The sequence below is a fragment of the Streptomyces sp. NPDC006372 genome (assembly GCF_040612515.1).
GTDB lineage: Bacteria > Actinomycetota > Actinomycetes > Streptomycetales > Streptomycetaceae > Streptomyces.
Genome location: NZ_JBEXQJ010000057.1, coordinates 25,050 through 32,251, shown reverse-complemented (window position 1 = coordinate 32,251; position 7,202 = coordinate 25,050). Strand labels below are relative to the sequence as shown.

Genomic DNA, 7,202 nt, shown 5'->3' with positions numbered 1-7,202 from the left:
GGTGGGTCGGGGCCGCGCCGGGGGGTGTCCGTCCTCGGAACGGCGCGATGGGGTCACCTACCGACTGACTGGCGTTGACGCGCCAACCGCTGCGGGCGGACACCCCCCGACACGTCCCCTTCCGTGCGTCGGCGGGTGCAGGCGCGCTCCGGCTTAGCTGCGGGCCGCTGTCCCGCTTAGCTGCGGGCAATCGTGCCGCTAAGGGCGGCACGGGTGGGCGCAGCGGCACCTCGTGGCGCCGAGTTGCGCAACGCCCCGCCCCTAGCGACAACGCCGGGTACCTGACGTCAAGCCGTCGCAGCCGGCGGTGCCGCAGCCAGTTGCCGGGCCAGCCACGTCGGCACACCCCCGAGCAACCGGAACAACCTCCGAGCCTCCGCCCGCAACCGGGACGCCTCCGGCTCGGTCTCCGTGTCGGCCAGCGACACCAGCGCCGGCGCGGTGCCCACGAGATACCCCAGCTCCTCACGGATCCGCAACGACTCGGCGAAACCATGCCTCGCCTCCGCCAACTCCCCCTCCCGTAGGGCGAGTCCGGCCAGGTGGCGCCATGTGAAGGACAGCAGCAACGGATCGGGATGCGCCGTCGCCCCCGCGTGCGCGCGGCGATACGCGGCCCGCGCCGCCTGCGGGGCCAGCGTCAGGTTCTCCGCGAGCAACCCCCGGCGGAAGTCCAGCAGGGCCCGCTGCGGAGCCCCCGGAGGGATCAGCGCCGCCGCCCTCCCCAGCGCCGCCCGCGCCTCGTCGGCCCGGTCGCGGACCGCGAGCAGCGTCGCCGCGTAGGCCAAGTACCCGCGTTCACAAGCGGCCGCGCCCCGCTCGTCGTCGCTGTGGGCCAGTGCCTCGGCCGTGCGCAGGGCGTCCTCGGCCTCCTCCCAGCCCTGCTCGGTGTACAGACACCGCTCCACCAGCAGCGAGGCGCGTTGCAGCGCCGCCGCGGGGGTGGCCGGTAGCAGCAGGGCGGCGGCGTCGGCCCAGCAGGCGCGTGAGCGCAGCCGCCATACCGCGGTCTGGAGGGGATCGTCACCTGCGGTCGTTCCGTTACCAGACATGGCGGTATGCGCCACGTTGCCCTCCCCGAGCACGCCATCGAGCTGTTGAGTGGTGGCGGCATCTCAGCACGAATCCCGGTGCCGGGCCAAGGGGGTGGGTGAAGGATTTCACAAAGTCGTGGGACACACGGCGTGATCGGTTGCCGGGGCCGGGTCAGCTCATCCGCAGGGCCAGGAAGAAGTCCAGCTTGTCCTCCAGCCGTGACAGATCACGGCCCGTCAGCTGCTCGATGCGGCCCACCCGGTAGCGCAGGGTGTTGACGTGCAGGTGGAGGCGGGTGGCGCAGCGGGTCCAGGAGCCGTCGCAGTCCAGGAAGGCCTCCAGGGTGGGGATGAGTTCGGCCCGGTGGCGGCGGTCGTAGTCGCGCAGGGGGTCCAGGAGGCGGGCCGTGAAGGCGCGGCGGACGTCGTCGGGGACGAAGGGCAGGAGGAGGACGTGGGAGGCCAGTTCCTGGTGGCCCGCCGCGCAGACCCGGCCGGGGCGGGCGGCGGCGACGCGCCGTGCGTGGCGGGCCTCTTCCAGCGCGCCGCGCAGGCCCTCAGCGGAGTGCACCGCCGCGCTGACCCCGAGGGTGAGGTGCCCGTCGTCGTCGAGGCCCGCCGTGAGGGGGTCCCGTACGGACTCCAGGAGCGCGTCCGCGAGGACGCCGGTCTCCGAGCCGTCGTGTTCCGTGGAGACGGCCGTCAGCGGGACGAGGGCGACGGCCTCCTCACCCGTGTGGGCCACGGCGATCCGGTCCGAGTGCTCGGGGCCCGCCGCCAGGGGGTCGACGAGGATCTCCTCCAGCAGGGCCTGGGCCACCGGGCCTGCCTCGATCCCCCCGCCGTCCCAGTCGACGCGGGCCACGACCACCTGCCAGTGCGGCGCGGCGCCGAGGCCGGGCAGCAGCACCGGGGCGGCCACGCGCAGGCGGGCGCCGATCTCGGCCGGGGCCGCGCCCGTCTGGACCAGTTCCAGGACCTCCTGGGCGAGGCGGCGGCGGACCGTGCGGGCCGCGTCCCGGCGGTCCCGTTCGACCGCGATCAGCTGCGTGACGCCGTGCAGCAGGTCAAGTCGCTCCTCCGCCCAGTCCCCGGCGTCCGCCTCGACGGCCAGCAGCCAGTCGGACAGCACGGTCTCCCGCGTGTCGCGGGCGGTCTGCGGGGAGCGGCCCGTGGAGCGGATCGGGAACAGGGAGTAGGTGCTGCCGTCCAGGAGAACGCGGTGCGGCGCGCGGCGGCCGGTGCGGGTGGCGGTCAGGTGCTCCGCCGCCAGCCGGCCGCACGCCGAGGCCGGCAGGGCCGGTCCGCCGGCCTCGGAGCCCGCGATCAGCCGGCCCGTGGGGGCCAGGACCCAGGCCCGCAGGTCCAGGTCCGAGCCGAGCAGGTCCAGGACGACATCGGGGCCGCCGCCGGCCGGGCCCGAGGTCATCATCCGGCGGTGCCGGTCGACCACCGCAGCGAGGTCCCCGGCGCGCTCCCCGGAGACCTGCCGTACGACGTGCTCGGTGATGGTCGCGAAGGCCACCGACTCGTGCACCGCGAAGAGCGGGAGGCGGTGGCGGGCGCAGGCGACGACCAGGTCGTCCGGCACATCGCCGAGCTCGGCCTCGCCGGCCGCCAGCGCGGCCACGCCCTCCTGCACCAGGATCCGGACGAACGGCTCCGAGTCCGCGGCGTCCCGGCGCCAGGCCAGGCCGGTGAGCACCAGCTCGCCGCCCGACAGGTAGCGGCTGGGGTCCCGGAGGTCGGTGGTCATCACACCGCGCACGGTGCGGTCCAGCTCGTCCTCGCCGCCGAGCAGCTTGAGGCCCAGCGCGTCCGTGTCCAGCAGTGCGCGCAGCCGCATTCTCGTCGCCGCCGTTCTTTTGTCTCGAAATCTATGGTCGATCTTGGTGGGGTGCGGAGGGAACGTCTGTTCGTCGGGCAGGTGAGCGAGGCGTACCCGCCCTCCGTGCCGGCCCCTGCTGTGCTCCAGGTCACGCGGTCGTGTCGCGCGTTTCCACAGGAAAACGAGGAGGTTTCTGAGGGCCTCCGTTCATACGAATCTACAAGATGCCCGCGCTGGCCAGCCAACTCCTTCATGGTTTCCGTGACTGACCCCGTCGGAGTACCGGGCGGTGTACTGAGGTCACTACGCGTCAACAGCACAGGAACGAGCCGGGACCGCCGCACACGGATTGGCTCAATCTGAACGCCCCACGAGAAGACGGAGAAGAGAGCCGGTCATGGACTTCCTTCGCCCCGCCAGCTGGGAGGAGGCGCTCGCCGCGAAAGCCGAGCACCCCACCGCTGTGCCGATTGCGGGTGGCACCGACGTGATGGTCGAGATCAACTTCGACCACCGCCGGCCCGAGTACCTCATGGACCTGAACCGCGTCGGTGAGCTCTCCGAGTGGGAGGTCGGCGAGGAGAGCGTACGGCTGGGCGCCTCCGTGCCGTACGCGAAGATCATGGAGAACCTGCGCGCCGAACTGCCCGGTCTCGCCCTCGCCTCGCACACGGTCGCCTCCCCGCAGATCCGCAACCGCGGCGGCGTCGGCGGCAACCTCGGTACCGCCTCCCCGGCCGGTGACGCCCACCCCGCCCTGCTCGCCGCGGGCGCCGAGGTGGAGGTCGAGTCGGTGCGCGGTACGCGCCGTATCCCGATCGACGAGTTCTACAAGGGCGTGAAGCGCAATGCGCTGGCGGCCGATGAGCTGATCCGGGCCGTGCACGTGAGGAAGGCCGACGGGCCGCAGCAGTTCTCCAAGGTGGGGACCAGGAACGCGATGGTCATCGCCGTGTGCGCGTTCGGGCTCGCGCTGCATCCCGAGACGCGGACCGTGCGGACGGGTATCGGTTCGGCCGCCCCTACGCCCATCCGGGCCAAGGCCGCCGAGGAGTTCCTGAACGCCGCACTGGAGGAGGGCGGCTTCTGGGACAACGGGAAGATCGTCACCCCGTCGGTCGCCAAGCAGTTCGCCGACCTGTGCTCCGCCGCCTGCAACCCCATCGACGACGTCCGGGGAACCGCGAGCTACCGCCGCCACGCGGTCGGCGTCATGGCCCGCCGCACGCTGACCTGGACCTGGGAGTCCTACCGCGGCGCCCGCCGCACCATCGAGGGAGCTGCCTGATGCGCGTCAACTTCACGGTCAACGGCCGTCCGCAGGAAGCCGACGACGTGTGGGAGGGCGAGTCCCTGCTGTACGTGCTGAGGGAGCGACTCGGCCTGCCGGGTTCGAAGAACGCCTGTGAGCAGGGCGAGTGCGGTTCGTGCACGGTCCGGCTCGACGGGGTGCCGGTGTGCTCGTGTCTGGTCGCCGCCGGGCAGGCGCAGGGCCGCGAGGTCGTCACCGTCGAAGGGCTCGCCGACCACGCCAGGCAGCGGTCCTGCGGGACCGGTGGCTGCGGTACGTCGCTGAAGGACGCGCAGCGGTGGCAGGCCGAGGGCACCGACTCGCAGACCGGCGAGGGCACCGAGCTCGCCCCGATCCAGCAGGCGTTCATCGACGCCGGCGCGGTCCAGTGCGGCTTCTGCACGCCGGGTCTGCTGGTCGCCGCCGACGAGATGCTGGAGCGCAACCCCAACCCCAGTGACGCGGACATCCGCGAGGCCCTGTCGGGCAACCTGTGCCGCTGCACCGGCTACGAGAAGATCATGGACGCGGTCCGCCTGGCGGCCGCCCGGCAGTCCCAGGGGGTCTGACGATGGCTGCCAACGGCGCTCCCACCAAGATCACCCAGGGCTCCCGGACCAAGGGCGGCATCGGCGAGTCCACCCTCCGCCCGGACGGCACCCTCAAGGTCACCGGCGAGTTCGCGTACGCGTCGGACATGTGGCACGAGGACATGCTCTGGGGCCAGATCCTCCGCTCCACGGTCGCGCACGCCGAGATCGTGTCCATCGACACGAGCGAGGCCCTGGCCCTGCCGGGCGTCCACGCCGTCCTGACGTACGACGACCTGCCCACGGCCGTGAAGAACTACGGGCTGGAGATCCAGGACACCCCGGTCCTCGCCCACGGCAAGGTCCGCCATCACGGCGAGCCGGTCGCGATCGTCGCCGCCGACCACCCGGAGACCGCCCGCCGCGCCGCCGCCAAGATCAAGGTCGACTACCGCGAACTGCCCGTCATCACCGACGAGGCCTCCGCGACCGCCCCGGACGCGATCCTCGTCCACGAGAACCGCGACGACCACCACGTCGGCCACGTCCCGCACCCGAACATCGTCCACCGCCAGCCGATCGTCCGCGGGGACGTGGCGGCGGCCCGCGAGCGCGCGGACGTCATCGTCGAGGGCGAGTACACCTTCGGTATGCAGGACCAGGCCTTCCTCGGCCCCGAGTCCGGCCTCGCCGTCCCCGAGGAGGACGGCGGCGTCCACCTCTACATCGCCACCCAGTGGCTGCACAGCGACCTGCGGCAGATCGCGCCCGTCCTCGGCCTGCCCGAGGACAAGGTACGCATGACGCTGTCCGGCGTCGGCGGCGCGTTCGGCGGCCGCGAGGACCTGTCGATGCAGATCCACGCCTGCCTGCTGGCGCTCCGCACCGGGAAGCCCGTCAAGATCGTCTACAACAGGTTCGAGTCCTTCTTCGGGCACGTCCACCGCCACCCGGCGAAGCTGTACTACGAACACGGGGCCACGCGCGACGGCAAACTGACCCACATGAAGTGCCGGATCGTCCTGGACGGCGGCGCCTACGCCTCCGCCTCCCCGGCGGTCGTCGGCAACGCCTCCTCCCTGTCCGTCGGCCCCTACGTGATCGACGACGTGGACATCGAGGCCATCGCCCTCTACACCAACAACCCGCCCTGCGGCGCCATGCGCGGCTTCGGCGCGGTCCAGGCGTGCTTCGCCTACGAGGCGCAGATGGACAAGCTGGCCGCCGAACTCGGCATGGACCCGGTGGAGTTCCGCCGGCTCAACGCAATGGAGCAGGGCACGCTCCTGCCGACCGGGCAGGTGGTCGACTCCCCGGCCCCGGTCGCCGAACTCCTGCGCCGGGTCAAGGCGATGCCGATGCCCCCGGAGCGCCAGTGGGAGTCCAGCGAGGGTGCCGACGTACGGCAGCTGCCGGGCGGCCTGTCCAACACCACGCACGGCGAAGGCGTCGTACGCGGGGTCGGCTACGCGGTCGGCATCAAGAACGTCGGCTTCTCCGAGGGCTTCGACGACTACTCGACCGCGAAGGTGCGGATGGAGGTCGTGGCCGGCGAGCCCGTCGTCACCGTCCACACGGCCATGGCCGAGGTCGGGCAGGGCGGTGTCACCGTCCACGCGCAGATCGCCCGCACCGAGCTGGGCGTCGCGCAGGTGACCATCAACCCCGCCGACACCCGGGTCGGCAGCGCCGGTTCGACCTCCGCCTCCCGGCAGACGTACGTCACCGGCGGCGCGGTCAGATACGCCTGCGAGCTGGTGCGCGAGAAGGTGCTGGAGATCGGGCGCCGCAAGTTCGGCTCCTACCACCCCGCCTGGGCGACGGCCGAACTGCTGCTGGAGGGCGGCAAGGTCGTCACCGACGGCGGGGAGGTCCTCGCCGCCCTGGCCGACGTCCTGGAGGGCGAGACCGTCGAGGTCGAGGAGGAGTGGCGGCACCGGCCGACCGAGCCCTTCGACCTGCGCACCGGGCAGGGCAACGGGCACGTCCAGTACTCCTTCGCCGCGCACCGCGCCGTCGTCGAGGTCGACACCGAACTCGGCCTGGTGAAGGTCATCGAACTGGCCTGCGCCCAGGACGTCGGCAAGGCGCTCAACCCGCTGTCCGTGCTCGGCCAGATCCAGGGCGGCACGACACAGGGCCTGGGCGTGGCGGTCATGGAGGAGATCGTCGTGGACCCGAAGACGGCGAAGGTGAAGAACCCGTCCTTCACCGACTACCTGATCCCGACCATCCTCGACACGCCGACCATCCCGGTCGATGTCCTCGAACTCGCCGACGAGCACGCCCCGTACGGGCTGCGCGGCGTCGGCGAGGCACCCACCCTGTCGTCGACTCCGGCGGTCCTCGCGGCGATCCGCGCGGCGACCGGGCTGGAGCTGAACAGGACGCCGGTCCGCCCCGAGCACCTGACCGGCACGCAACTCTCCGAGGGCTGAGCGGAAGAGCCCTCGCCGGGGGCCTCGTCGTCCCCGGACCCACTTGTTCGTCTCGGGCCGTCCCCCGGGTCGTGAACATCC

General features: G+C 72.3%; 5 protein-coding genes. 3 read left to right on the top strand and 2 right to left on the bottom strand.

Annotation, left to right across the window (positions count from 1 at the left end; all coding sequences use genetic code 11):
• Positions 1 to 287: 287 nt before the first annotated feature.
• The gene (locus ABZ016_RS40930; protein WP_356921862.1) at positions 288 to 1,052 is read right to left on the bottom strand and encodes a hypothetical protein; all 765 of its coding nucleotides are present in this window, start codon (positions 1,050 to 1,052) and stop codon (positions 288 to 290) included.
• Positions 1,053 to 1,206: 154 nt separating this feature from the next.
• Positions 1,207 to 2,880 (bottom strand): PucR family transcriptional regulator ligand-binding domain-containing protein, encoded by a 1,674-nt coding sequence (locus ABZ016_RS40925; protein WP_356921861.1) that lies wholly within the window; start codon positions 2,878 to 2,880, stop codon positions 1,207 to 1,209.
• Positions 2,881 to 3,259: 379 nt separating this feature from the next.
• On the opposite strand from ABZ016_RS40925, the gene ABZ016_RS40920 reads away from it, so the two are divergent.
• From ABZ016_RS40920 to pucD, 3 genes are read left to right on the top strand one after another with little or no spacing between them, the layout of a single operon-like run.
• On the top strand, positions 3,260 to 4,150 hold the full coding sequence (locus tag ABZ016_RS40920) for a xanthine dehydrogenase family protein subunit M (protein ID WP_356921860.1): 891 nt from the start codon (positions 3,260 to 3,262) through the stop codon (positions 4,148 to 4,150).
• Complete coding sequence (locus ABZ016_RS40915) at positions 4,150 to 4,722, top strand: (2Fe-2S)-binding protein (protein WP_356921859.1); 573 nt, start codon at positions 4,150 to 4,152, stop codon at positions 4,720 to 4,722. Before ABZ016_RS40920 ends, ABZ016_RS40915 begins: the two co-directional genes overlap by 1 nt.
• A gap of 2 nt (positions 4,723 to 4,724) precedes the next feature.
• Positions 4,725 to 7,121: a xanthine dehydrogenase subunit D gene (gene pucD / locus ABZ016_RS40910; RefSeq protein WP_356921858.1), complete on the top strand. Its 2,397-nt coding sequence runs from the start codon at positions 4,725 to 4,727 to the stop codon at positions 7,119 to 7,121.
• Positions 7,122 to 7,202 lie beyond the last annotated feature (81 nt).